Raw genomic sequence first — 22,708 nt, forward strand, 5'->3', positions numbered from 1 at the left:
GATGCCCAAATCCGAGATGCCCAAATCCGAGATGCCCCAATCCGAGATGCCCCAATCCGACATGATCGCCCGCAAGGACCGCCGCGCCGGCCGGCTGACCTTCAACCGCCCGCAGGCGCTGAACGCGCTGAGCCACGAGATGGCGCTGGCCATCGACGCCGCCTTGCGCGAATGGCAGCACGACCCCGAGGTGGCGCTGGTCGTCATCGACGCCGCGGGCGAGCGCGCCTTCTGCTCGGGCGGCGACATCGCCGCGGTCTATCGCGCGGGGCTCGAGGGCGACCACCGGGTCGGGCGCGCGTTCTTTCGCGACGAATACCGCATGAACGCCCGGATCGCCGAATATCCCAAGCCCGTGGTCGCGCTGATGCAGGGTTTCGTCATGGGCGGCGGCGTCGGCGTCGGCGGCCATGCCAGCCACCGCATCGTCGGCGACACCACCCAGATCGCCATGCCCGAGACCGGCATCGGCCTGATCCCGGACGTGGGCGGCAGCTGGCTTCTGGGCCATGCGCCCGGCCGCTGCGGCGAATACCTGGGCTTGACCGGGGCGCGCATCGGTGCCGGCGACGCGATCTTCACCGGCTTCGCCGACGCCTATATCCCCGAGGCGGAATGGCCGGCGCTGATCGACCGGCTGGCCGAGACCGGCGACGCGACGGTGATCGCGCCCCACCCCCGCCCCACGGCGCCGCTGGAGGGCCGCGACCTTTCGGCCTTCGGCGGTCCGAGCGTGGCCGAGATCGTGGCCGCGCTGGAGGCGGCGGGCGACGAGGCGGCGCTCAAGCCCCTGCGCCGCAACTCGCCCCTGTCGATGGCGGCGACGCTGGCGCTGGTGCGCGCGGCGCGCGGCGACGCCAGCCTGCGCGAGAGCCTCGCGCGCGAGCTGCGCTTTACCGCCCGCGCCACGGCGGAAAGCGACTTCCTGGAAGGCGTGCGGGCGCAGATCATCGACAAGGACCGCAACCCGCGATGGTCGGCCGATGCCGGCCCCGCGCATGTCGCGGCCATGCTGGCGCCGCTGGGCGAGGACGAAATCGAATGGGAGGACCGGACATGAAGATCGGATTCATCGGCCTGGGCAACATGGGCGGCCCGATGGCGGCCAACCTGGCCAGGGCGGGGCACGCGGTCGCAGGCTTCGACCTGGCCGCGCCGATGCCCGAGGGCGTCGCCAAGGCGGCGACGGCGGCCGAGGCGGCCGCGGGCGCCGAGGTGGTGATCACCATGCTGCCGAACGGCGCCATCCTGCGCGCGGTCGCGGCAGAGGTGATCCCGGCCATGGCCGCGGGCGCGGTGTTCTGCGACTGCTCGACGGTGGACGTGGACAGCGCCCGCGCGGCGGCGGCGCAGGCACAGGCGGCGGGCCTGGGCGCGCTGGACGCGCCGGTCTCGGGCGGGGTCGGCGGCGCCACCGCCGGCACGCTGACCTTCATGGTCGGCGGCTCGGCCGATGCCTTCGCCAAGGTGAAGCCGCTTTTCGACGTCATGGGCCAGAAGGCCGTGCATTGCGGCAAGGCGGGCGCCGGCCAGGCGGCCAAGATCTGCAACAACATGATCCTGGGCGTGACCATGATCGCCACCTGCGAGGCCTTTGCCCTGGCCGACAAGCTGGGGCTGGACCGGCAAAAGATGTTCGACGTGGTCTCGACCTCCTCGGGCTACAGCTGGTCGATGAACGCCTATTGCCCGGCGCCCGGCGTCGGCCCGCAATCGCCCGCCGACAACGGCTACAAGCCGGGCTTCGCCGCGGAACTGATGCTCAAGGACCTGCGCCTGTCCCAGCAGGCCGCCGAGGCCGCCGATGCCGACACCCCCATGGGCCAGCTCGCCGCAGCCCTCTACGCCCGCTTCGTCGAGGACGAGGACGGAAAGGGCCAGGACTTCTCAGCAATGCTCCCGAGATTCGTCGGACGACACCGGGAAGGCTGATTTCTCGGATTCGTGAGGGAGCCGATCGGGGGCTTGCGGCGTTTAACCTTTGATAAAGGATTTTCGTGCCAGGCTGGAAGCCATGTTACGCAATCGCCAGAGCCTGATTCTCGCCGCGGCCCTGATTGGCCTCCTCGCGCCGGCCACCCTTGCGCAAGGGGTGGGCCAGGCGGCCAAGGCCAACGCCCAGGCCACCTTCGGCCAATCCGCCATGCTGCGGGTCGGGGACCGGCTGGACAGCGCGCGCCTGCACCAGGTGACGCGCCCCGGACTTTACGGGATGAGCGAGGCGCCCTCGGGCAGCCGCTACGGCATCGTGGACGGCAAGCTGATCCGCTACGACCCGGAAAGCGCCCAGGTGCTGTCGATCATCCGCCAGGTGGACCGCATCGTGGACTAGGCCCGCAGCCGCGGGTTGTCGCGGCAGCCGCCCCGCCTGCCACGCCATGACCACAGAGGCCGCCGCCGCGACCGCGGGGGCTTTCGCCCCCCGCCCCCACGTCTTTCCCGGCGTCTTTCCCGGCGTCTTTCCCCAGGCAAAGCCCGCCGCGCGGCGAAGTCCGGCGCGGCGATGCGGCCCCGTCACAGCTTCTCGCCCGGCAACCGGCTGGCCTGCTTGACCCAGCGGGCGAACTGCGCCTCGTCGAACCCGCCCTCGCGGATGTCGAGATAGCGCACCTCGGGATATTTGGACTTGCCCGGCGGCGGCGGCTCCAGCGCGGCGCCGCGAAAGAACGTGACCTTCACGTATTTCGTGAAGCAATGAAAGCTGAGGAACCAGAGGTCGTCCTCCATCCCGTAGAAGGGCGAGTTCCATTTGACCGCCTTGCGCACGCCGGGGACGACGCGCGTGATGATGTCGTCCATCCGCCGGCCGAGGTCGCTTTTCCATTCCGGCATGGCGGCGATATAGGCCTGGACCGGGCCGTCGCCATAACCCTTGGCGATCTGGGGATTGCCGCCCGACAACAGCACCGGGCCCGCCGCGCCCTGCCCCTTCGTTCCCTCGGCGCTCGGGGTCTTTCTGCTGGTCATCTTCGCCTCCGCTTTCGGGTTCCGGCCGGGCCGCCCCCTGTCGCGACCGCCGCCTTGCCGGCGGGCCGGGCGCGCTCCGGCCGATGCCTGTCCAGCGTTGCAGCAAACCGGCCGCAGGGAAAGCCCCCCGCGACCGGGATCACAAGAGCGGCAACCCCTGCCCGCCCTGCCCGGCGCCGGCGCGATGCAGGCCCGGCCTGCCGGACCGCTTCCTTACTGAAATACAAGGTCATTTCCGCGGCGGCAGGGTACAATCGGCCGCATTTACAACCCGGCCCGGATGGCAAAACCATGGTCGCGTCGCGGCGGGAACCACGCTAAAAGCGTCGCGAAACGGGGGCGAAGCCGCGCCCGTGTGATACCTTGTCGCCCGGCCGGGTCCGGCCGAATGTTACGGAGTGCCCCGATGCGCCAGCCCTTAGCCCTTGCCCTGACCGCCGTGGCGCTGGTCGCCGTTCTGGCCGGCGTGGCCGGGCTTACCGAGGGCAAGTCCGCGACCCCCGGCTACATGAGCGCGCCGGTCGCGCGCGGCGACATCGAGATGGCGGTTCTGGCGGAGGGGCGGCTGAAGCCCTCGAGCCTGGTGGCGGTGGGGGCGCAGGTCTCGGGGCGGATCACCGAACTGGCGGTCCGGCTGGGCCAGCGGGTGGAACAGGGCGACCTGATCGCCCGGATCGACTCGGTCCAGCAGGCGAACGAATTGCGCACCGCCCAGGCGGCGCTGGCCAATCTCAGCGCGCAGATGGCCGAGCGGCAGGCGGTGCTGGCGCTGGCGGAAAAGACGCTGGAGCGGTCGGAAAACCTGATCCGCTCGGCCGCGGCCGCGCGCAGCACCATCGACAGCGCCCAGCAGGACGTCGCGGTGGCCCGCGCCCAGATCACCGCGCTCCAGGCGCAGATCGCCCAGGCCGAGGTCGCGATCGAGATCGCCCGGACCGACCTCGACTATACCCGCATCACCGCGCCCACTGCCGGCACGGTGCTGGCCATCGTCAGCCAGGCCGGGCAGACGGTGAACGCGGTGCAGTCCTCGCCCACCATCGTCGTGCTGGGGCAGCTGGACCGCATGGAGGTGCATGCCGAGATCTCGGAAGCCGACATCGGCAAGGTCCGGCCCGGCCAGCAGGTGCGCTTCACCCTGCTCGACGACAGCGGCCGCAGCTATCGCGGCGTGCTGGCCTCCATCGCCCCGGCGCCGCAAAGCATCGTCAACGACAGCGCCATCCAGGGCGGCGCCAGCACCGACAGCAGCAGCGGCGCCATCTATTACACCGGCATCGTCCCGGTCGAAAACCCCGACGGGCACCTGCGCAGCTACATGACGGCGCAGGTCAGCATCGTCCTGGGCGCGGCGCAGGACGTGCTGACCATCCCGTCGAGCGCGCTTGGCCGGCGCAACCCCGACGGCAGCCACCAGGTCCGGGTGCTGGCCGCGGGCGGCGGCATCCAGACCCGCGACGTGGTGATCGGGCTCAACGACAAGGTGGTGGCCGAGGTGGTCTCGGGCCTCGACGAGGGCGAGCAGGTGGTGACCGGCGAACAGGGCGGCGCCCCGGCGGCCGGCGCGGCCCCCCGCAGCAGCCGGCGCATGATGGGCCCGCTGGGTGGCTGAGATGGGATCCCCGCTGATCCGGCTGCGCGGCATCGCGCGCGAATACCCCTCGGGCGAGGGGGTGCTGCGCGTGCTCAAGGACATCGACCTCGACATCGCCCAGGGCGAATTCGTCGCCGTCATGGGCGCCTCGGGCTCGGGCAAGTCGACGCTGATGAACATCCTGGGCTGCCTCGACCGGCCCAGCTCGGGCAGCTACCTCCTGGACGGGCGCGAGGTGGCGCAGCGCGATCCGGGCGAGCTGGCGGCGCTGCGCCGCGAAACCTTCGGCTTCATCTTCCAGCGCTACCACCTGCTTTCCGAGATGACGGCGCTGGGGAATGTCGAGGTGCCGGCGATCTATCGCGGCCTGCCGCGCGAGGCGCGCCGCGCCCGCGCCCGCGACCTGCTGGACCGGCTGGGCCTGGGCGACCGGCTGGGCCACCGGCCGGGCCAGCTTTCGGGCGGCCAGCAGCAGCGGGTCTCGATCGCCCGCGCGCTGGTCAACGACGCCCGCGTGATCCTGGCGGACGAGCCGACGGGCGCGCTCGACAGCCGCAGCGGCGACGAGGTGCTGGGCATCCTGGAACGGCTGAACGCCGAGGGCCGCACCGTCATCATCGTCACCCACGACCCCAAGGTCGCCGCCCGCGCCCGCCGCGTGGTCGAGATCGCCGACGGCCGCATCATCGCCGACCGCCGCAGCGATGCGCCCGCCGAGCCCGCGCGGCTGGCCGCCTTGCCGCCCGCCCGCGCCGCCGCCCCGGTGCTGGGCCGGCTGGCCGAGGCGCTGCGCATGGCGGTGCTGGCCATGCGCGCCCACAAGCTGCGCAGCTTCCTGACCATGCTGGGCATCATCATCGGCATCGCCTCGGTCGTCTCGGTGGTGGCGCTTGGCGAGGGCTCGCGCCAGCGCGTGCTGCAGAATATCGCCGGGCTGGGCACGAACACGCTGCAGATCTATCCCGGCCGGGATTTCGGCGACATGCGCTCGGGGCGGGTGACGACGCTGGTCACGGCCGACGGCGCGGCGCTGGCGCGCCAGCCCCATGTCGCCTCGGTCAGCCCGACGGTCAGCAGCGCGCAGACCCTGCGCCACGGCGCGACCGAGGCCAGCGCCCAGATCAGCGGCGTGGGCGAGCAGTATTTCGACGTGGCCGGCGTCGCGCTGACCCAGGGCCGCGGCTTCGACGCAAGCGACGTGGCGGAGATGGGCCAGAACGTCGTCATCGACGAGAGCACCCGCCAGAGCCTGTTCGGCGAGGGCGCGGCGCTGGGGCAGGTCTTCATGGCCGGCAAGGTGCCCTTGCGGGTGATCGGCGTGGCCGAGGCGCAGAACCGCGGCCCCGGCGGCTCCACCAGCCTGACGGTCTATGCGCCCTATACCACGGTGCAGGCGCGCTACCTGGGCTCGACCAGCGTCAGCGGGCTGACGCTGCGCGTCGCCGACGAGGTGGACATGGCGCTGGCCGAGCAGATGGTCTCGGACCTGCTGGTCCGGCGCCATGGCAGCAAGGATTTCTTCATCGTCAACAACGACCAGATCCGCCAGACCATCACCTCGACCACGCAGACGCTGACGCTGCTGGTCGCGGCCATCGCGGTGATCTCGCTGCTGGTCGGCGGCATCGGGGTGATGAACATCATGCTGGTTTCCGTGACCGAGCGCATCGGCGAGATCGGGCTGCGCATGGCGGTGGGTGCGCGGCGCGGCGACATCCGCGCGCAATTCCTGATCGAGGCGGTGCTGGTCTGCGTCATCGGCGGCGCGGCGGGCATCCTGGCGGCGCTTGGCTTCGGCCTGGCCTTCGAGCGGCTGAGCAGCAATTTCACCCTGGTCTATTCGCCCCTCTCCATGGTCGCCGCCCTGGCCAGCGCCTGCGGCATCGGCCTGGTCTTCGGCTACCTCCCAGCCGTCAACGCCGCAAAGCTCGAACCCGTAACAGCACTCGAAAAAGGGTGAGATTCCCCCGTTTTGCGCCTTTGCCGCGACTGTTGCAGCAGGCACACAGTCGCGGCACCTGTCCCAAAGGCGAACTTCCCAGACTCGGCTTCCGCGCCCAAACTGCTGGTATGGAAGGAGGAAAGGAACAGGGACAATGAAAGGCACAGTCACTCTTACCGGGCGCAAGGGGGCGCTCGTCTCCGGCGAATACGAGGTCACGGGCGACACCATCCGGGTGTCCTATGCGGGCCACGAGCGATGCGTGCGGCTCGACGGCGGCTCGGTGGATCATCTGGCGCAATCGCTCCTGCGCGACCTGTGGCTGGAATGACGCGGCCCGCCCTGCGGCGGCACCGGCTGCGCGCCATCCCAGGCGCCTGAGGAAAGATGCGCCTTCCGCCCGATGGCGGCTTCATGCCGGAACCCGGCCGGAACCGCCCCAGGACGGGGCGCAGCGAAGGCAGGCGATGACGGCGACGATTCCGGCAAGGCGGACCCGCGCGGGGCTGGTTGCGGCGATGCGCAGCCCCCTCGGCCCCGGCCACCGTCCCGCCGCCGCGCCATGTCGGGACGCTTCTGCCCATGGGCCGGCTGGCCGGGCGGCTGATGCCCCGGGTCGCCCCGCGAAATCGGGGGTATCGCCCGGCGCAAAGCGTGATAAGGGATAACCTCGCCAATTTCTTCGTGATACTGGCCGCTCAGCACGGACAATCAGACGACAGAGAACCCAGCCATGCCCGCATATCGTTCCCGCACCACCACCCACGGCCGCAACATGGCGGGGGCCCGCGGCCTCTGGCGCGCGACCGGGGTGAAGAACAGCGATTTCGGCAAGCCGATCATCGCCATCGTGAACAGCTTCACCCAGTTCGTGCCGGGCCATGTGCATCTGAAGGACCTGGGCCAGATGGTCGCCCGCGAGGTCGAGGCGGCCGGCGGCATCGCCAAGGAATTCAACACCATCGCGGTCGACGACGGCATCGCCATGGGCCATGACGGCATGCTTTATTCCCTGCCCTCGCGCGAACTCATCGCCGATTCGGTGGAATACATGGTCAACGCCCATTGCGCCGACGCCATGGTCTGCATCTCGAACTGCGACAAGATCACCCCCGGCATGCTGATGGCGGCAATGCGGCTGAACATCCCGGCGATCTTCGTCTCCGGCGGGCCGATGGAGGCGGGCAAGGTCACGCTGGGCGACGGGCGCAAGGTCTCGCTGGACCTGGTGGACGCCATGGTCGCCGCCGCCGACGACAAGGTCTCGGACGCCGACCTCGCCGCCATCGAGGAAGCCGCCTGCCCGACCTGCGGCTCCTGCTCGGGCATGTTCACCGCCAATTCCATGAACTGCCTCAGCGAGGCGCTCGGCCTGTCGCTGCCCGGCAACGGCTCGACCCTGGCCACGCATGCCTTGCGCAAGACCCTGTTCCTGGAGGCCGGCCGCCGCATCGTCGAGGTGACGCGCCGCCATTACGAACAGGACGACGCCAGCGTCCTGCCCCGCGCCATCGCCAGCAAGGCCGCGTTCCTGAACGCCATGTCGCTCGACATCGCCATGGGCGGCTCGACCAATACCGTGCTGCACCTGCTGGCCATCGCCCAGGAAGGCGGGGTGGATTTCACCATGGACGACATCGACGCGCTGTCGCGCAAGGTGCCGTGCCTGTGCAAGGTCGCGCCGAACACCGCCAATGTCCATATGGAGGACGTGCATCGCGCCGGCGGCATCATGGCGATCCTTGGGGAACTCGACCGCGCCGGGCTGATCGACCGCGACTGCCCGACCGTCCACGCCCCCACGATCGGCGCCGCCATCGACCAATGGGACATCGCCCGCAGCAACGACCCGCAGGCGCGCGAGCTGTTCCTGGCCGCGCCGGGCGGCGTGCCGACGCAGATGGCCTTCAGCCAGGCGACGCTCTGGCCGGACCTGGACCTCGACCGCGAAAAGGGCGTGATCCGCTCGGCCAAGGCGCCGTTCTCCAAGGACGGCGGGCTGGCGGTGCTCAAGGGCAATATCGCGCTGGACGGCTGCATCGTGAAGACCGCCGGCGTGGACGAATCCATCCTGGTGTTTTCCGGCCGGGCCAAGGTCTATGAAAGCCAGGACGCCGCCGTCTCCGGCATCCTGACCGGCAAGGTCGAGGCCGGCGACGTGGTCGTCATCCGCTACGAAGGCCCCAAGGGCGGGCCGGGCATGCAGGAAATGCTGTATCCGACCAGCTACCTGAAATCGAAAGGGCTGGGCAAGGCCTGCGCGCTGATCACCGACGGCCGCTTCTCGGGCGGCACCTCGGGGCTTTCCATCGGCCATGTCAGCCCCGAGGCGGCGGCCGGCGGCACCATCGGCCTGGTCCGCGACGGCGACCGGATCGAGATCGACATCCCCAACCGCTCGATCCGCCTGGCCGTGCCCGAGGACGAGCTGGCCGCCCGCCGCGCCGAACAGGACGCCAGGGGCTGGAAACCGGCGCAGCCGCGCCAGCGCCAGGTCTCGGCCGCGCTCAGGGTCTATGCGCAATTCGCCGCCTCGGCCGACAAGGGCGCGGTGCGCATCCTGCCGGAATAGTCCCGCCAAGCCCCCGGTCCTGCCGCAAGGCGGCGGGGCGGGGGCGGCCTTGCCCCGCCGAACCGGCCCCACCGACCGGTCTCGCCGGCGGGGCTTGCGCCGGCCTGCGAAACCCTGATGACTGGCCGGCGAGCATCCAGCCGGACCCCGCCCATGCCGCCCAGCATCCTGTGGCTTTGCCGCGACTTCCGTTTCCGGGACAATGCCGCCCTGGCCGCCGCCGCGGGCGCGGGGCCGGTGCTGCCGGTCTTCCTGATCGACGGCGCCTTGCGGGCGCAGGGCGCGGCCAGCCGCTGGCGGCTGCAGCGCGCCCTGCTGGCCTTCGATGCCGAACTGCGCCGCCGCCACGGCGCGACCGTGCTGGTGCTGGAAGGCGAGCCCTGGGACATCCTGCCCGCCCTGGCCGCCCGCATCGGCGCGGGGTCGCTGCACAGGAACGACTGGCCCGAACCCGCGACCATCGCCGCGCAGCAGCGGCTGGGCCGGGCGCTGGCCGGCACGCCCGTGCGGCTGGTGCTGCATCCGGGCCATCTGCTTGTGCATCCCCGCGCCCTGCGCACCGGCTCGGGCGGCGCCTATCGCGTCTTTACCCCCTTCGCCCGCGCCCTGCGCGCCATCGGCCCCGACCGGCCCGGCGGCGAAGCGGCGAGCCTTTCACCGCTGGCCGACCCGCCGCGGGGGCTGGCGCTCGACCGGCTGGACCTGGCCCCGGACCTGCATCGCGGCCGCGCGGTGCTGGAGCGCCACGCCCTGCCCGCGGGCGAGGCCGCGGCGCAGGCCCGGCTCGGCGATTTCCTGGACCGCGCCGCGGGTTACGCCGCGCAGCGCGACCGCCCCGACCTGCAGGCGACCTCGGGCCTGTCCGAGCATCTGGCCATGGGCGAGATCGGCCCGCGCGACCTCTGGGCCATCGCCTCGGCCCGCGCCAAGGCCGATCCCGCCGCCAGCCCCGGCATCGCGGCCTTCCTGACCGAGCTGATCTGGCGCGAATTCGCCTGGCACCTGCTGATCGAGTGTCCCCGGCTGGCACGCCAGCCCTGGCGGCCGGAATGGGCGGATTTCCCCTGGCGCGGCGACAGCGCCGCGCTGACCCGCTGGCGCCGGGCCGAAACCGGCATCGCGCTGGTCGATGCCGGGCTGCGCGAGATGCGCGTGACCGGGCGGATGCACAACCGGGTGCGCATGGTGGCGGCCAGCTGGCTGACCAAGCACCTGCTGACCGACTGGCGGCTGGGGCTGGCGCATTTCGCCGACAGCCTGACCGACTGGGATCCGGCCGCGAATGCGATGAACTGGCAATGGGTGGCGGGCTGCGGCCCGGATGCGGCGCCCTTCTTCCGCATCTTCAACCCCGAACGGCAGGCCGCGCAATTCGACCCGCAGGGCCGCTATCGCCGGCGCTGGCTGCTGGGCTGGCAGGGCGCCGAGGGCGAAAAGGCGCGGGCCTATTTCGACAGCCTGCCGCCCGGCTGGGACGTGCCCTGCACCTGGCAGGACCGCGCCACGCCCGAGAGGCTGGCCCAAGGCCGGGCCCGCGCGCTGGAGGCCCATGCCGCCTTCCGCCGCCAGGCCCCAGTCGATGACCGCTGACCGCCGCGCCAGCCCGGCGCGGCCCTGGCAGGCTGCTGAAAAAGGATTTCGAGAGGGCGGCGCAGCGGAAATCGTTCTGGATCCAGTTGATATCGGCCCGAAATGGGGTGTTTTCGGCAAGTTTGAGGCGGATTTCCCGGTTCCCGCCCGCGCTGTCCTGTCGCAAGGACTTTTTCAGCAGCCTGCTAGCCCTCCAGCCCCATTTGGCGCAGCGCCTGCCGGACCTGGTCCTCGACCGACAGGGCCATGTCGACCACCACGCCGTCCTCGTCCGCCGCCAGCGGCTCCAGCGTGGCCAGCTGCGAATCCAGCAGCTTGGCCGGGAAGAAATGCCCCTCGCGATGCGACAGCCGGCTTTCCAGAAGCGCGCGCGAGCCATGCACGTGCAGAAAGCGCACCCGCGGCGCGCCCTCGCGCAGGATGTCGCGATAGGCCCGCTTCAACGAGGAACAGCCGATGACCGAGGACTGCCCCAGCGCCTCGTTGCGGCCGATCTCGGCGGCCAGCGCCCGCAGCCAGGGCGCGCGGTCGTCGTCGTCCAGCGGGATGCCCGCGCGCATCTTGGCCACATTGGCCTCGGGGTGGAAGCTGTCGCCCTCGACGAAGGGCCAGCCCAGATGCGCGGCCAGCGCCTCGCCCGTGGTGCTCTTGCCGCAGCCCGAGACGCCCATGACCACGATATGCTGCACCGCGCCGCTCACAGCAGCCACCAGCCGATCAGGGCGAAGCCGAAGGCGATGGTGCCCAGCAGCGTCTCCATCACCGTCCAGGTCTTCAGCGTGGTCTTTTCGTCCATGTCGAGGAACCGCCCGACCAGCCAGAAGCCGGAATCGTTGAAATGGCTCAGCACGGTCGCGCCGCCGGCGATGGCCACCACCAGGAAGCAGCGGTCGAACTCGCTCAGCCCCGTGGTCGCCGCCACCGTCGGCGCGATCAGCCCGGCGGTGGTGGTCAGGGCCACCGTGGCCGAGCCCTGCGCCACCCGCAGCGCCATCGAGATGACGAAGGCCGCCACGATCAGCGGCATGCCCACCGCGTCGAGGCTGGAAGCCAGCGCCTCGCCGATGCCGCTGGCGCGCAGCACGCCGCCGAACATGCCGCCGGCGCCCGTGACCAGGATGATGGCGCAGATCGGCGCCAGCGCGCCGTCCATGATGCGCTCGATCTCGGTCGCGCTGCGGCCGCGGCCCAGCAGCGCCATGGCCACCAGCACGGTGATCAGCAGCGCGATGGGCGTCTGGCCGATCAGCCGCAGCACCGTGACCCAACCCGCGCCGGCATCGACGACGCCCATGGTCGCCAGCGTGCCCAGCCCGGTGTTCAGGAAGATCAGCGCCAGCGGCAGCAGCAGCACCAGCATCACCGTGCCGAAGCTGGGCGGGATGCGGTCATGGCCCTCGGCCTCGACCGCGCCCAGGATCTCGGGGATCGGCAGCACGAAGCGCCGCCCGGCCCAGAGCCCGAACAGGTAGCTGCCGAAGAACCAGGTCGGCAGCGCCACGACCAGCCCGACCACCACCAAAAGCCCGATGTCCGCGCCCAGCAGGTCGCCCGCCGCCACCGGCCCCGGATGCGGCGGCAGCAGCGCATGCATGGCCGCAAAGGCCCCGGCCGCCGGCAGCGCGTAAAGCAGCACCGAACCGCCAAAGCGGTAAGCCACGCTGAAGATGATCGGCAGCATCACCACCAGCCCGGCGTCGAAGAAGATCGGAAAGCCGAACAGCAGCGAGGCCACGCCCAGCGCAAAGGGCGCGCGCTCGGCGCCGAACTGGCCGATCAGCCGGTCCGCCAGCACCTGCGCGCCGCCGGTGATCTCCAGCAGGCGCCCGATCATGGCGCCGAAACCCACCAGCAGCGCCACCGTGGCCAGGGTCGAGCCGAAGCCCTGCATCAGCACCGCGATGACATCGGCCATGGGAACGCCCGCGACCATCGCGGTCATCAGGCTGACCAGGACCAGCGAGACAAAGGCATGCAGCCGGAACCGCATGATCAGGACCAGCAGCACTAGAACCGCCGCCAGGGCGATCAGCAACAGCACGACCGTGCTGTGAACGGGCTCGACAGGATTCATGAAAGGGGCTCCTCCAGCGAAAGGGTCGTGGGACGGCTAGGGCCTGGTCCTGCCGCCCGCAGATTCGGGGCGCGGCCAGGCATCCGTCGGTTTTCGTGGCCGTTAGCGATAACAGATGCCGGGTGAAAAGTTAAGACGTTTCGCGCCGGTGCCGCGCCGCGGTGGCAAGATCGTGCAGCAGCCGCATTTCGTCCGACAGTGCCAGCTCCAGCGCCGCCTCGGGGCCGGACACGACGCCGGGGTCTTCCTGGCCGTCCAGCATCACCTCGCGATCCTCCAGCCATTGCAGCATCTCGGCCTGCACGCTCTCGGGCGAAAGCTCCAGCAGCTTCTGAAAGGTGCGGCGATGCGCGATCACCCGGCCTTCGAGGCCGTCGATCCGCGCGGCCAGCCTGTCCATCCTGTCCATGCGCGATTTCCCTGAGTTTTCCGGGAATCATGATGGCACAGATGCCGGAACCGGCAAAGCCGTTCAGTTCCGCGAGGTCAGGCTGCCGCCCTCGATCCGCCGCAGCGAGATTTCCAGCCGCGCCTCGGCGGCGATGATCTCGGCGCGCACGCGCTTGGTATAGATCATGTGGTCCTGCGCCGCCCGCGCCGCCGCCGGCGCGTCGCGGGCCATGATCGCGTCATAGATGGCGCGGTGCTGGGCGCGCAGCACGTCGCGCACCTCGGGCCGGGCATACAGCTTTTCGCGGTTGTGGAACACGCCCTTGCGCAGCATCCCCGACAGCGCCCGCATGATCTGCAACAGCACGATGTTGTGGCTGGCCTCGTAGACGGCGACATGCAGGTCCACGTCCGCCTCGGCCTCCTCGCGGAAATCGGCCTCGGCATGGGCCTGGTGGATGCGCTCCATGCAGCGGGTCAGGGTCGCGCGGTCCACGTCGTTGGCCCGCGTGGCCGCCAGGCTGGCCGCCATGCCCTCCAGCGTGGCGCGCAGCTCCAGGTAATCGTCCACCACCTCGGGACGCGAGGCCATCAGCTCGACCAGCGGATCGGTGATCGAGGTGGCCAGCGGCGCCACCCGCCGCCCGCCGCCCGGATCGGCGACGATCAGCCCCTTGTCCTCCAGCATGCGGATGCCCTGGCGCAGCGTCGGGCGCGACACGTTCAGCCGCAGCGCCATCTCGCGCTCGGCCAGCAGCGGATCACCGGGGCGCAGCGAACCTTCGAGAATCAGATCCTCGATATGGCGCGCGGTGGTCTCCGCAGCGGGGGCGCCCTTGTTCACTTCGCTGGCCATCTCCGACTCCTCTGGGCAACCGCCGGAAATTCAGTGGGTTAGGCGGCGACATCCGGTCCTGCAGATTAGCCGCAGCGCCGGGTCGGGCGCAATGGATTTCCCACTTGACCCAAGCGGTAAAATTATTTTACCAAGAAAGGAGGGAAGGTAAAGCAATCTGATCAGCCGGTGCCGTGCAGCGCCGGGTCGATTGCATCAAGGGAGGGGGGAAAGCCATGACGGCAGACCGTGCGGACCTGCTGGACCGCCTGCGCGCCATCGTCGGGCGAGGGCATGTGCTGACCGCGCCCCGCACGACGCGCCGCTACACCCGCGGCTTCCGCTATGGCGAGGGGCCGGTGGCCGCGGTGGTCCGCCCCGGCTCTCTGGTGCAGATGTGGCGGGTGCTGAACGCCGCCGTCGCCTCGGGGCGCGCGGTGATCCTGCAGGCCGCGAATACCGGGCTGACCGGCGGCTCGACTCCCTGGGGCGATGACTACGACCGCGAGATCGTGCTGGTCTCGGTCATGCGCCTGCGCGGCATCCACCTGCTCGGCGCGGGCGAACAGGCGGTCTGCCTGCCCGGCGCGACGCTCGACAGCCTGGAAAAGCGCCTGCGCCCGCTGGGACGCGAGCCGCATTCCGTGATCGGCTCATCCTGCATCGGGGCCTCGGTCCTGGGCGGCATCTGCAACAATTCCGGCGGCGCGCTGATCCAGCGCGGCCCCGCCTATACCGAGATGAGCCTTTACGCCGAGATCCGCGCCGACGGCTCGGTCGCGCTGGTCAACCACCTGGGCCTCGACCTCGGCGACGACCCCGAGGAAATCCTCGCCCGCGTCGAGGCGGGCAAGCTGCCCGCGCCCGCGCCCACCGACGCCTGGGCCTCGGACCGCGAATATGCCGACCACGTCCGGGACATCGAGGCCCAGACCCCCGCCCGCTTCAACGCCGATCCGCGCCGGCTGCACGAGGCGTCGGGCTGCGCCGGCAAGCTCGCCGTCTTTGCCGTGCGGCTGGACACGTTCCAGGCCGAAAAGGACACGGCGGTCTTCTATGTCGGCAGCAACGATCCCGACGAGCTGACCGGGATCCGCCGCCATATCCTGGCGCATTTCCAGAGCCTGCCCATCGCCGGCGAATACATCCACCGCGAAGCCTATGACGTGGCGGCGAAATACGGCAAGGACACCTTCCTGTTCATCCGCCATGCCGGCACCGACCGCATGCCCGCCTTCTTCGCCGCCAAGGCGCGCATGGACGCGCTGACCGAGCGGCTGGGCCTGGGCGCGACGCTTTCGGACCGGCTGGCGCAGGGGGTGGCATCCCTCGCCCCCCAGCACCTGCCCAAGCGGATGAACGACTTCCGCGACCGCTACGAACACCACCTGCTTCTGCGCATGGGCGGGGCGGGCATCGCCGAGGCGCGCGACTACCTGACCGGCATCTTCCCCTCGGCCCAGGGCGACATGTTCGAATGCACCCCGGACGAGGGCAAGGCCGCCTTCCTGCACCGCTTCGCCGTGGCCGGCGCCGCCGTGCGCTACCGCGCCATCCACGCGCGCGAGGTGCAGGACATCGTGGCGCTGGACATCGCGCTGCGCCGCAACGACCGCGACTGGGTCGAGCGCCTGCCGCCCGACCTGGACGCGAAGATCGAGAAGAAGCTCTATTACGGCCATTTCTTCTGCCACGTCTTCCACCAGGACTATGTGGTGAAAAAGGGCCAGGACTGCCTGGCCGTGGAACATGAGATGTGGCGCCTGCTGGACCGGCGCGGCGCCGAATACCCGGCCGAGCATAACGTCGGCCATCTTTACCACGCCAAGCCGGAGCTGGCCGGCTTCTACCGGCAGCTGGACCCGACCAACAGCCTGAACCCCGGCATCGGCCAGACCTCGAAATGCGCGCATTGGCATTGACGCCGGCGCCATCCAAGACGACCGCGCAGGATTGCGCACCCGCAACGGCGGAACCGCCCGCCCCATCTGAGGAGGAAAGATGGCTGGACTAATCACATTCATCCTGGCCCTGCTGCCCATCGCCACGGTCTTCGTGCTGCTGGTGGTGCTGGCGAAATCGGCCAAGTTCTCGATGCTGGTGGCCTATCTCGTCACCGCCGCCACCGCCCTACTGATCTGGGGCACCGAGCTTAACAAGGTCCTGGGCGCCACCGTCAACGGCGCCGTGACCGCGGTCAGCCTGCTCTATATCGTCTTCGGCGCCATCCTGATGCTCTACACGCTCGAGGAAAGCGGCGGCATCCGCTCGATCCGGGCCGGCTTCACCTCGATCTCGCCCGACCGGAGGGTGCAGGCGATCATCATCGCCTGGCTCTTCGGCTCGCTGATCGAGGGCGCCTCGGGCTTCGGCACGCCGGCGGCCATCGCCGCGCCGCTGCTGGTCGCCATCGGCTTTCCCGCCATGGCCGCCGTCATGGTGACGCTGATCATCCAGAGCACGCCGGTCTCCTTCGGCGCGGTCGGGACGCCGATCCTGGTCGGCGTGCGCACCGGCCTTGCCGACCAGCAGATCGTCGAGGCGACCATCGCGCCCATGGCCTTCGGCGACTACCTGCTGGAGATCGCGGTCAAGGTCGCCACCATCCACGGGCTGATCGGCTTCCTGATCCCGCTGATCCTGGTCGGGATGCTCACGCGCTTCTTCGGCGCCAACCGCTCCTTTGCCGAAGGCTTCCGCATCTGGAAGTTCGCACTGTTCGCGGGCCTCGCCTTCACCGTGCCCTACTACCTCATCGCCGCGACGCTGGGACCGGAATTCCCCTCGCTCCTGGGCGGCATCGTCGGGCTCATGATCGTGGTGCCGGCGGCGAAACGCGGCTTCCTGATCCCCAGGGAAAGCTTCGACTTCCCGCCGCGCCGCGACTGGAACGACAACTGGGTCGGCAAGCTCGACGATCTCGAGGACCACAATGCCCACAAGCCGGTGATGCCGCTGGTCAAGGCCTGGGCGCCCTATGTCTTCGTCGTGGCCCTGCTGGTCATCACCCGCTCGATCGCGCCGATCAAGGCATGGCTCACCTCGCCCGAGATGACGATCGCCTTCCGCGACCTGTTCGGCTCGGGCATCAACGCCTCGGTGCAGGTGCTGTTCCTGCCCGGCACGATCCTGATCCTGGCCTCGCTCTTTACCTTCGTGCTGCACGGCATGTCGGGGCGCGACTACGGCCGGGCGCTCAAGGCTTCGGGCACGACCATGATCGCCGCCGCCCCGGCGCTGCTGCTGGCGGTGCCGATGGTGCAGGTGTTCCTGAACTCGGCCTCGGACAGCTATGCCAGCATGCCCATCGTCCTGGCGCAGGGCGTCTCGTCGGTGGTGGGGGATGCCTGGCCGATGTTCGCGCCGCTGATCGGGGCCATGGGCGCCTTCGTCGCCGGCTCGAACACGGTCAGCAACATGATGTTCTCGCTCTTCCAGTTCTCGACCGCCGAACAGATCGGCCTGGGGGCTGCGGGCGCGGGCACCGTGGTGGCGCTGCAAGCCATCGGCGGGGCCGCCGGCAACATGATCTGCGTCCATAACGTCGTCGCCGCCTCGGCCACCGTCGGGCTGACCGACCGCGAGGGCGCGATCATCCGCCAGACCCTGATCCCAATGGCCTATTACGTCGTGCAGGGCGGGCTGATCGGCTTTGCGCTGCTGACCGGCAACCCCATGTGGTGGGTCGCCGCCGCGATCTGGGCGGGTGCGGTGCTGTTCTTCATGTCGCGCAACCGCGGCCCCCGTCCCGACACCGTCGCCAACTAGGGGGAAACCATGACCGGAGAGCCAAAACCGACAGTCGGTCTGTTCGTGACCTGCCTTGTCGACGCCATCCGCCCGCAGATCGGCTTCGCGGCCCTCCAGCTTCTTGAGGAAGCGGGCTGCGTGGTCGAGGTGCCGCAGGCCCAGACCTGCTGCGGCCAGCCGGCGCTGAACAGCGGCGACGACCGCGACGCGGCGCATCTGGCCCGCCAGACCATCGCCGCCTTCGAGGGCTACGACCATGTCGTCCTGCCCTCGGGCTCCTGCGCGGCGACCATGGTGCATGGCTACCCGGAACTTCTGGCGGGCGACCCGGACTGGGCCGCCCGCGCCCGCGCCATGGCGGCGAAGACCCATGAGATCACCAGTTTCCTCCACGATGTCATGGGCTTCATGCCACGGGGGCGGAGGTGCGATGCCTCCGCCACCTATCACGACAGCTGCTCGGGCCTGCGCGAGCTGGGCGTCGCCGCGCAGCCGCGCGCACTGCTGGCCCAGGTCGAGGGGCTGGAGATGCGCGGCCTGCCCGGCAACGACGCCTGCTGCGGCTTCGGCGGCACCTTCTGCGTGAAATATTCCGCCATCTCGAACGCCATCGTCACCGAAAAGGCCGAGGCGGTCGAATCCACCGGCGCCGACCTCCTGCTGGCCGGCGACCTGGGCTGCCTGATGAACATGGCCGGCAAGCTGCATCGCCGCGGCGCCAAGACCCGCTGCTTCCACACCGTCGAGGTGCTGGCCGGCCGCGCCCAGGGCCCCGCCATCGGCGAGGACGCGCCATGAACGCGCCCTTCAAGGCCCCGTTCAAGGCCCCGTTCAAGGCTCGCGCCGCGGCGGCCCTGGCCGACCCGGTGCTGAAGACCGCCATCGACCGCACCACCGGCAATGCCGAGCGAAAGCGCGCCGCGGCCCTGGCCGCATTCCCCGAATTCGAGGCCGCCCGCGCCCGCGGCCAGGCGATCAAGGATCATGTCATCGCCCATCTGGGCCATTACCTGGAGATGTTCGAGCGGAACGCCACCGCCCGCGGCGCGCAGGTCCACTGGGCCGGCGACGATGCCGAGGCCCGCGCCATCGTCACCCGCATCTGCCTGGCCGCCGACGCCAGGCTGGTGACGCGCGCCAAATCCATGCTGGGCGAGGAGATCGGCCTGCCCCATGCCCTGGCCGATGCCGGCATCGAGCGGGTCGAGACCGACCTGGCCGAGCATATCATCCAGCTGGCGGGCGAGGCCCCCTCGCATATCATCTGGCCCGCCATGCACCGCACCCGCGAGCAGGTGGCGGAACTCTTCAAGACCGGCCACCAGCCGCCGCCCGCCGCCGAAGACCCGGCGACCATGGTGCAAAGCGCCCGCCGCGTCCTGCGCGAGAAATTCCTGTCGGCCGACATCGGCATATCCGGCGCGAATTTCCTGGTCGCCGACACCGGCGCCACCTGCACCGTCACCAACGAGGGCAATGCCGAGCTGACCACCACGCCCCCGCGCATCCATATCGTCACCGCGGGGATCGAGAAGCTGGTGCCCTCGACCGCGCACGCCCTTGCGCTGCTGCGCCTGCTGGTGCGGTCGGCGACGGGCGGCGAGATGACGCAATACACCACCTTCCACGCCGGCCCGAAGCGCCCCGGCGATGCCGACGGGCCCGAGGAGATGCATATCGTCCTGGTCGACAACGGCCGCACGAAGATGCTGGCCGACGAGTTCCGCGAGATGCTGCGCTGCATCCGCTGCGGCGCCTGCATGAACCATTGCGTGGTCTATCGCCAGATCGGCGGGCATGCCTATGGCGGCACCTATCCCGGCCCGATGGGCTCGGTGCTGACGCCGGTGCTGGACGGGCTGGCGGCGTCCCGCGACCTGCCCAATGCCTGCACCATGAACGGCCGCTGCGCCGAGGTCTGCCCGGTCGGCATCCCGATCCCCACGCTCTTGCGCGCCTGGCGCCGCCGCAGCTGGCGCGAGGGGCTGGAGCCCGGCCCGGTCCGCGCCGGCATCGGGCTTTGGGCGCAATTTGCCCGCCGGCCGCGGCTTTATCGCCTGGCGACCCGCATCGGGCTGCCCGCGCTGCGGCTGTTCGGCAAGGGCGGCTGGATTTCGCGCCTGCCGCTGGCCGGGGGCTGGACCGACCACCGCGACCTGCCGCGCCCGGCGGCCCGCAGCTTCATGGACCAATACCGCGCCCAGCAGAAGGCCCGCAAATGACCGCCCGCGACCGCATCCTTTCGGCCATCCGCGCCACCCTCGGCCCCGGCAAGCCGCCCGAGCGGATCGCGGCCGAGGCCGCCGCCCTGCTTGAGGATCCCTACGCCGCCCGCCCGCGCCTTGCCGCGCCGGAACTGCCCGAGGCCTTCGCGCTGAAGGCCGCCGCGCTCGGCACCACCATCGACCGCATCGCCACGCTGGCCGAGGTGCCGCGGGCCATGGCCCGCTATCTGGACGCGCATGGCCTGCCGCCCCGCTTCGCCATGCAGCCGGCGCCGGAACTGGCGGGGCTGGACTGGCAGGGCCTCGCCCCGCATCCGGGCGTCGCCGCGGACGAGCCCGCGGCGCTTGGCCTGGCGCTTTACGGCATCGCCGAAAGCGGCTCTCTGGTCATCCATTCGGGACCGCAGAACCCGATCCTGCTGTCCTTCCTGCCGCTGCACCATGTCGTGCTGCTGCGCGAGGCGACGCTCTTGCCCTACCTTGAGGACTATGCCGCCCGCCTTGCCGCCCAGGCGATCCCGCGCAACGCCATCCTGATCACCGGCCCCAGCGGCACCACCGACATCGAGGGCAGCTATGTCCGCGGCGCCCATGGCCCCGGCTTCCTGCATGTCATCCTGATCGCGGGCTGACCGCCGCGCCGATTTGTCCTAGCATTGCGGCACCGATGGGAGGCCGCGATGCCCGACGCCCCGCAAGCGCAGGAAATGCCGCAGGAAACGCCGCGCGAGCATTTCCTGCTTTTCGTCGCCATCCCGCCGCCCGAGGTGGTGGCGCGGATCGAGGCCGCCTGGCAGCTCGCCCAGCGCCGCGACCGCTTTCGCCGCGCGACGCTGCACATGACCATCCTGCCGGTGATCCGTACCCCGCAGCTCCAGCCATGGATGGCCGAGGCGCTCGGCCGCCCGCTGGAGGGGCTGGATTTTCCCGCCTTCGACCTGGTGCTGGACCAGCTGACCACCTTCGGGCCGCCGCGCCGCCGCGACCGGCCGCTGGTGCTGGTCGGCCGGCAGGAAAACCCCGCCCCCGACGCGCTGTGCCAGACGCTGTGGCAGCGGCTGGCCGGCGCCGGGCTGGGCGTCGCCCGCCACCGCGTCACCCCGCATGTGACGCTGGCCTATGGCAAGCCCCTGCCGCCGCAGGGCATCGCGGTCCCGCCGGTGCATTGGCGGGTGGACCAGCTTACGCTGATCGACAGCCTGCAGGGCCTGGGCCGGCACGTGCCGCTGGCGCGCTGGCCGCTGCGCTGAACCGCGGGGCGCCGAAGCCTTATCGACAATCCCCGCCGCCCGCCTTATCCATGGCGCCATGAGCGCGGGATCAGAAGAAACCCTGGCGGTCCGCATCAGCCGCGTGCTGGCCGACCGCATCGTGGCGGGCGAGATCGGCCCCGGCGAGCGCCTGCGCCAGGACCGCATCGCCGAGGAATTCGGCGCCAGCCACGTCCCCGTCCGCGAAGCCTTCCGCCGCCTCGAAGCCCAGGGCCTGGCGATCAGCGAGCCGCGCCGCGGCGTCCGCGTCGCCGCCTTCGACCTGCCCGAGGTCAAGGAGGTGGCCGAGATGCGCGCCGCGCTCGAGGAACTGGCGCTGCGCCATGCCGCGCCGCACCTGACCCCGGCCATCCTGCATGCGGCGGAAGAGGCGACCAAGGCCGGCGACGCCTCGCGCGACGTGCGCTCGTGGGAGGCGGCGAACCGCCGCTTCCACAAGCTGATCCTGACCCCCTGCGCCATGCCGCGGCTGCTGGCCGCCATCGACGACCTGCACGCCGCCAGCGCGCGCTTCCTCTTCGCCGCCTGGCAGTCGAACTGGGAGACGCGGACCGACCACGACCACCGCGCCATCCTGGCCGCGCTGCGCAAGGGCGACGTGGACGCCGCCTGCGCCACGCTGGCGCGCCATGTGCGCTGGATCGGCCGCCGCCCGGCGCCCCCGGCCAGCGACAAGCGCGACGCCTTCGCCATCCACGGCTAGCCGCGCCGCTCGGCCACCAGCCAGCTGGCGACATAGGTCAGCGCGACGCCCCGCGGGCCCCCGTGCAATGCCTCGTAGCGCGCCATGAAGTCGCGCAGCGCGCCCGGCGACCGGATATGCCCGGCGCAGCCGTTGACCCCGGTGGCGCGCAGGTGGCGCAAGACCTCCAGCGCGCCGGGGAAATGCAGCACGATCCGCCATTCCCCCGCACCCCGGACCCGCCAGCCCGCCGGCAGCAGCGCCGCCATCTGCGCCCCGCTCAGGTATGACGGCGCCGCCGCCCGGCTGCCCAGCGCCCGCAGCTCGGGAAAATGCCCCGGCGCGAACCCCGAAAGCGCCAGCCAGCCCCCCGGCGCCACCGTATCGCACAGCCGGCCCACGACCCGCGCCGGATCGGCGACCCATTGGATCATCGAGGCCGAGGCGGCCAGGTCCACCGCCCCCGGCAGCGCCACCTCGGCGATGTCGCCCGGCCGGTATTCCGCCGCCACCCCCGGCAGTTCCGGCGCGGCCAGGTCATTGAGCCACAGCCGCGCGGGCCGCAGCCCCAGCAGGTGCCGCGTCAGGTGGCCCGAGCCATGGCCCGCCTCCAGCACCCGCGCCGGCCGGTGCCCCGGCGCGGCCCGGCGATAGGCCGCGAACAGCCGCGCCGCGATCCGCCGCTGCGCCAGCGCCGCGCCGTCATAGGTCGCCATGCCGCGCGCGAATGACCGCGCCACCCGCCCGGCCAGCGCGGTCATGCCCCGACCCCCGGCGTGGGGCGACAGGGCAAGGGTTTCCCCCGGCCCGCGCCTT

General features: G+C 70.9%; 21 protein-coding genes. 15 read left to right on the top strand and 6 right to left on the bottom strand.

The window, feature by feature from the left end; genetic code table 11:
* Position 1: 1 nt before the first annotated feature.
* The 3 genes from E3U25_RS09925 (at position 2) to E3U25_RS09935 (ending at position 2,332) form a co-directional block, all read left to right on the top strand.
* Complete coding sequence (locus tag E3U25_RS09925) at positions 2-1,060, top strand: enoyl-CoA hydratase/isomerase family protein (protein WP_244295103.1); 1,059 nt, start codon at positions 2-4, stop codon at positions 1,058-1,060.
* A complete protein-coding gene (gene mmsB / locus E3U25_RS09930) occupies positions 1,057-1,932 on the top strand; it encodes a 3-hydroxyisobutyrate dehydrogenase (protein WP_116220509.1) in 876 nt (291 codons plus the stop codon). Before E3U25_RS09925 ends, mmsB begins: the two co-directional genes overlap by 4 nt.
* 82 nt (positions 1,933-2,014) lie before the next feature.
* Positions 2,015-2,332 carry a hypothetical protein gene (locus E3U25_RS09935; protein WP_036761050.1) on the top strand — a complete coding sequence of 106 codons (318 nt, stop codon included), beginning with the start codon at positions 2,015-2,017 and terminating at the stop codon, positions 2,330-2,332.
* 182 nt (positions 2,333-2,514) lie between these two features.
* Here the strand turns inward: E3U25_RS09935 and E3U25_RS09940 are convergent, their stop codons facing one another.
* Positions 2,515-2,967, bottom strand: coding sequence for a DUF1801 domain-containing protein (locus E3U25_RS09940; RefSeq protein ID WP_072462476.1), 453 nt, complete (start codon positions 2,965-2,967; stop codon positions 2,515-2,517).
* A 406-nt stretch (positions 2,968-3,373) separates the two neighbouring features.
* Here E3U25_RS09940 and E3U25_RS09945 point away from each other — a divergent pair, with 406 nt between their 5' ends.
* The 5 genes from E3U25_RS09945 (at position 3,374) to E3U25_RS09965 (ending at position 10,665) form a co-directional block, all read left to right on the top strand.
* Positions 3,374-4,579, top strand: coding sequence for an efflux RND transporter periplasmic adaptor subunit (locus tag E3U25_RS09945; RefSeq protein WP_116220508.1), 1,206 nt, complete (start codon positions 3,374-3,376; stop codon positions 4,577-4,579).
* A gap of 1 nt (position 4,580) precedes the next feature.
* The gene (locus E3U25_RS09950) at positions 4,581-6,521 is read left to right on the top strand and encodes a MacB family efflux pump subunit (protein ID WP_116220507.1); all 1,941 of its coding nucleotides are present in this window, start codon (positions 4,581-4,583) and stop codon (positions 6,519-6,521) included.
* Positions 6,522-6,657: 136 nt separating this feature from the next.
* Positions 6,658-6,834: a hypothetical protein gene (locus tag E3U25_RS09955; protein WP_166435372.1), complete on the top strand. Its 177-nt coding sequence runs from the start codon at positions 6,658-6,660 to the stop codon at positions 6,832-6,834.
* Between the two features lie 402 nt (positions 6,835-7,236).
* Complete coding sequence (ilvD, locus tag E3U25_RS09960; RefSeq protein ID WP_116220506.1) at positions 7,237-9,075, top strand: dihydroxy-acid dehydratase; 1,839 nt, start codon at positions 7,237-7,239, stop codon at positions 9,073-9,075.
* Positions 9,076-9,228: 153 nt separating this feature from the next.
* Positions 9,229-10,665, top strand: a complete 1,437-nt coding sequence (locus E3U25_RS09965) for a cryptochrome/photolyase family protein (RefSeq protein ID WP_116220505.1) — start codon at positions 9,229-9,231, stop codon at positions 10,663-10,665.
* Between the two features lie 185 nt (positions 10,666-10,850).
* Here the strand turns inward: E3U25_RS09965 and E3U25_RS09970 are convergent, their stop codons facing one another.
* The 4 genes from E3U25_RS09970 to E3U25_RS09985 all read right to left on the bottom strand — a co-directional run bounded on the left by E3U25_RS09970 (position 10,851) and on the right by E3U25_RS09985 (position 13,985).
* Positions 10,851-11,336 (bottom strand): gluconokinase, encoded by a 486-nt coding sequence (locus E3U25_RS09970; RefSeq protein ID WP_036759907.1) that lies wholly within the window; start codon positions 11,334-11,336, stop codon positions 10,851-10,853.
* Positions 11,337-11,362: 26 nt separating this feature from the next.
* Positions 11,363-12,739: a GntP family permease gene (locus tag E3U25_RS09975; RefSeq protein WP_036759901.1), complete on the bottom strand. Its 1,377-nt coding sequence runs from the start codon at positions 12,737-12,739 to the stop codon at positions 11,363-11,365.
* Between the two features lie 130 nt (positions 12,740-12,869).
* Complete coding sequence (locus tag E3U25_RS09980) at positions 12,870-13,148, bottom strand: hypothetical protein (protein ID WP_036759899.1); 279 nt, start codon at positions 13,146-13,148, stop codon at positions 12,870-12,872.
* A gap of 63 nt (positions 13,149-13,211) precedes the next feature.
* Positions 13,212-13,985, bottom strand: coding sequence for an FCD domain-containing protein (locus E3U25_RS09985; protein ID WP_114537699.1), 774 nt, complete (start codon positions 13,983-13,985; stop codon positions 13,212-13,214).
* Between the two features lie 215 nt (positions 13,986-14,200).
* Between E3U25_RS09985 and dld the strand changes: the two genes are divergently transcribed.
* The 7 genes from dld to E3U25_RS10020 all read left to right on the top strand — a co-directional run bounded on the left by dld (position 14,201) and on the right by E3U25_RS10020 (position 21,913).
* Positions 14,201-15,886: a D-lactate dehydrogenase gene (gene dld / locus E3U25_RS09990; RefSeq protein WP_116220504.1), complete on the top strand. Its 1,686-nt coding sequence runs from the start codon at positions 14,201-14,203 to the stop codon at positions 15,884-15,886.
* Positions 15,887-15,965: 79 nt separating this feature from the next.
* Complete coding sequence (locus tag E3U25_RS09995; protein ID WP_036759893.1) at positions 15,966-17,732, top strand: L-lactate permease; 1,767 nt, start codon at positions 15,966-15,968, stop codon at positions 17,730-17,732.
* A 9-nt stretch (positions 17,733-17,741) separates the two neighbouring features.
* Complete coding sequence (locus tag E3U25_RS10000; RefSeq protein ID WP_116220503.1) at positions 17,742-18,512, top strand: (Fe-S)-binding protein; 771 nt, start codon at positions 17,742-17,744, stop codon at positions 18,510-18,512.
* Complete coding sequence (locus E3U25_RS10005; protein WP_072462117.1) at positions 18,509-19,936, top strand: lactate utilization protein B; 1,428 nt, start codon at positions 18,509-18,511, stop codon at positions 19,934-19,936. Before E3U25_RS10000 ends, E3U25_RS10005 begins: the two co-directional genes overlap by 4 nt.
* Entirely contained in the window at positions 19,933-20,571 is a 639-nt protein-coding gene (locus E3U25_RS10010) for a LutC/YkgG family protein (protein ID WP_116220502.1), read from the top strand. The genes E3U25_RS10005 and E3U25_RS10010 overlap by 4 nt, the downstream gene beginning before the upstream one ends.
* Before the next feature lie 48 nt (positions 20,572-20,619).
* Complete coding sequence (locus E3U25_RS10015; RefSeq protein ID WP_072462115.1) at positions 20,620-21,189, top strand: 2'-5' RNA ligase family protein; 570 nt, start codon at positions 20,620-20,622, stop codon at positions 21,187-21,189.
* A 58-nt stretch (positions 21,190-21,247) separates the two neighbouring features.
* Positions 21,248-21,913: a GntR family transcriptional regulator gene (locus E3U25_RS10020; RefSeq protein ID WP_036759884.1), complete on the top strand. Its 666-nt coding sequence runs from the start codon at positions 21,248-21,250 to the stop codon at positions 21,911-21,913.
* Here the strand turns inward: E3U25_RS10020 and E3U25_RS10025 are convergent.
* Positions 21,910-22,653: a methyltransferase domain-containing protein gene (locus E3U25_RS10025; RefSeq protein ID WP_116220501.1), complete on the bottom strand. Its 744-nt coding sequence runs from the start codon at positions 22,651-22,653 to the stop codon at positions 21,910-21,912. The genes E3U25_RS10020 and E3U25_RS10025 overlap by 4 nt on opposite strands.
* Positions 22,654-22,708 lie beyond the last annotated feature (55 nt).

Origin of the sequence: Paracoccus versutus, from assembly GCF_029909795.1 — a bacterium.
Taxonomy (GTDB): Bacteria; Pseudomonadota; Alphaproteobacteria; order Rhodobacterales; family Rhodobacteraceae; genus Paracoccus; species Paracoccus versutus.

What these genes read in the sequence shown, in the direction of transcription:
- E3U25_RS09940 (WP_072462476.1), bottom strand. Translation starts at nt 2,967, where the DNA reads ATGACCAGCAGAAAGACCCCGAGCGCCGAGGGAACGAAGGGGCAGGGC.
- E3U25_RS09945 (WP_116220508.1), top strand. Translation starts at nt 3,374, where the DNA reads ATGCGCCAGCCCTTAGCCCTTGCCCTGACCGCCGTGGCGCTGGTCGCC.
- E3U25_RS09995 (WP_036759893.1), top strand. Translation starts at nt 15,966, where the DNA reads ATGGCTGGACTAATCACATTCATCCTGGCCCTGCTGCCCATCGCCACG.
- E3U25_RS10025 (WP_116220501.1), bottom strand. Translation starts at nt 22,653, where the DNA reads ATGACCGCGCTGGCCGGGCGGGTGGCGCGGTCATTCGCGCGCGGCATG.
- E3U25_RS09955 (WP_166435372.1), top strand. Translation starts at nt 6,658, where the DNA reads ATGAAAGGCACAGTCACTCTTACCGGGCGCAAGGGGGCGCTCGTCTCC.
- E3U25_RS10015 (WP_072462115.1), top strand. Translation starts at nt 20,620, where the DNA reads ATGCCCGACGCCCCGCAAGCGCAGGAAATGCCGCAGGAAACGCCGCGC.
- E3U25_RS09980 (WP_036759899.1), bottom strand. Translation starts at nt 13,148, where the DNA reads ATGGACAGGATGGACAGGCTGGCCGCGCGGATCGACGGCCTCGAAGGC.
- mmsB (WP_116220509.1), top strand. Translation starts at nt 1,057, where the DNA reads ATGAAGATCGGATTCATCGGCCTGGGCAACATGGGCGGCCCGATGGCG.
- E3U25_RS09935 (WP_036761050.1), top strand. Translation starts at nt 2,015, where the DNA reads ATGTTACGCAATCGCCAGAGCCTGATTCTCGCCGCGGCCCTGATTGGC.
- ilvD (WP_116220506.1), top strand. Translation starts at nt 7,237, where the DNA reads ATGCCCGCATATCGTTCCCGCACCACCACCCACGGCCGCAACATGGCG.
- E3U25_RS09970 (WP_036759907.1), bottom strand. Translation starts at nt 11,336, where the DNA reads ATGGGCGTCTCGGGCTGCGGCAAGAGCACCACGGGCGAGGCGCTGGCC.
- E3U25_RS10000 (WP_116220503.1), top strand. Translation starts at nt 17,742, where the DNA reads ATGACCGGAGAGCCAAAACCGACAGTCGGTCTGTTCGTGACCTGCCTT.
- E3U25_RS09985 (WP_114537699.1), bottom strand. Translation starts at nt 13,985, where the DNA reads ATGGCCAGCGAAGTGAACAAGGGCGCCCCCGCTGCGGAGACCACCGCG.
- E3U25_RS10005 (WP_072462117.1), top strand. Translation starts at nt 18,509, where the DNA reads ATGAACGCGCCCTTCAAGGCCCCGTTCAAGGCCCCGTTCAAGGCTCGC.
- E3U25_RS10010 (WP_116220502.1), top strand. Translation starts at nt 19,933, where the DNA reads ATGACCGCCCGCGACCGCATCCTTTCGGCCATCCGCGCCACCCTCGGC.
- E3U25_RS09975 (WP_036759901.1), bottom strand. Translation starts at nt 12,739, where the DNA reads ATGAATCCTGTCGAGCCCGTTCACAGCACGGTCGTGCTGTTGCTGATC.
- E3U25_RS09950 (WP_116220507.1), top strand. Translation starts at nt 4,581, where the DNA reads ATGGGATCCCCGCTGATCCGGCTGCGCGGCATCGCGCGCGAATACCCC.
- E3U25_RS10020 (WP_036759884.1), top strand. Translation starts at nt 21,248, where the DNA reads ATGAGCGCGGGATCAGAAGAAACCCTGGCGGTCCGCATCAGCCGCGTG.
- E3U25_RS09965 (WP_116220505.1), top strand. Translation starts at nt 9,229, where the DNA reads ATGCCGCCCAGCATCCTGTGGCTTTGCCGCGACTTCCGTTTCCGGGAC.
- dld (WP_116220504.1), top strand. Translation starts at nt 14,201, where the DNA reads ATGACGGCAGACCGTGCGGACCTGCTGGACCGCCTGCGCGCCATCGTC.
- E3U25_RS09925 (WP_244295103.1), top strand. Translation starts at nt 2, where the DNA reads ATGCCCAAATCCGAGATGCCCAAATCCGAGATGCCCCAATCCGAGATG.